The organism is Pseudomonas sp. HD6422 (genome assembly GCF_025377065.1).
GTDB lineage: Bacteria > Pseudomonadota > Gammaproteobacteria > Pseudomonadales > Pseudomonadaceae > Aquipseudomonas > Aquipseudomonas putida_U.
The window spans coordinates 1-739 of sequence record NZ_JAHWIW010000092.1; the positions used below are offsets into that span (position 1 = coordinate 1).

Annotated in this window: 1 protein-coding gene; it reads left to right on the forward strand. The window is 57.1% G+C overall.

Annotated features, from left to right (window positions below; all coding sequences use genetic code 11):
- The first annotated feature begins 223 nt into the window (after positions 1–223).
- Positions 224–583 (forward strand): hypothetical protein, encoded by a 360-nt coding sequence (locus tag KY379_RS27190; protein ID WP_261242817.1) that lies wholly within the window; start codon positions 224–226, stop codon positions 581–583.
- Positions 584–739: the final 156 nt, after the last annotated feature.

Genomic DNA, 739 nt, shown 5'->3' on the forward strand with positions numbered 1-739 from the left:
GTTTCGGATTGTTACCATGGTGAAGGCGTTATTAGAGGAGATCGAGCAAGGGATGCGGCCTTCGCAGTTGAGGGCGCAGTACTATGATCCGGCTGGTGGGTGTCCTCTTTGCTCTTAGCCCCCCCTTTACTCCTTGCCACGATAGGCCGGCACGCAGCGCATCGATCTAGTCGCGTGACGCTGGCATCATTCCAGCCGTTCAACTCTCATCCAGGAGCGAGCTGTGCGCACAACCGACCCGCGTCGCCTGAAAGTCTGGCAAGCCCTTTCGGGCTTGTTCCTTGACGTTGAGCTGGGCGATGAGGATTTCTCGCACGTGGCACGGGCCGTGGTCGAGAGCGGGTATTCACTGGAACAGGTTGAAAGCATTCTGTGGGGTGAGGTGTTTCCAGTGCTCAAGGCCAACTTGCACAGCGTGGCGGGAGAATGGGCTGGCTGGACGGACGATTGGTTGCTGCAACATCTCAAGATCAGTGAAGCCCCGGCACGTCGTCCGCGATTTGGCATGGCGTCAAAGGAGATCGGGCGATGCTGGGAGCAGGTTGCGGCTCGGCTGCCTGAGGATTTTCTGTTGCGGTCGTGAAGTGGAGCGCTTTCGACTTTGCGGGGGTGTTTCGACCGCTAGTGAATGTTCCGGGTAACGGGAAGAAGTGGGCCGAAATATCAGATTTAAGGGCTTCCTTGTAGGACGTTTCCCAAAGATACTGTTGCGGCCTATTTTCCATTGCAGCCTGGCTGA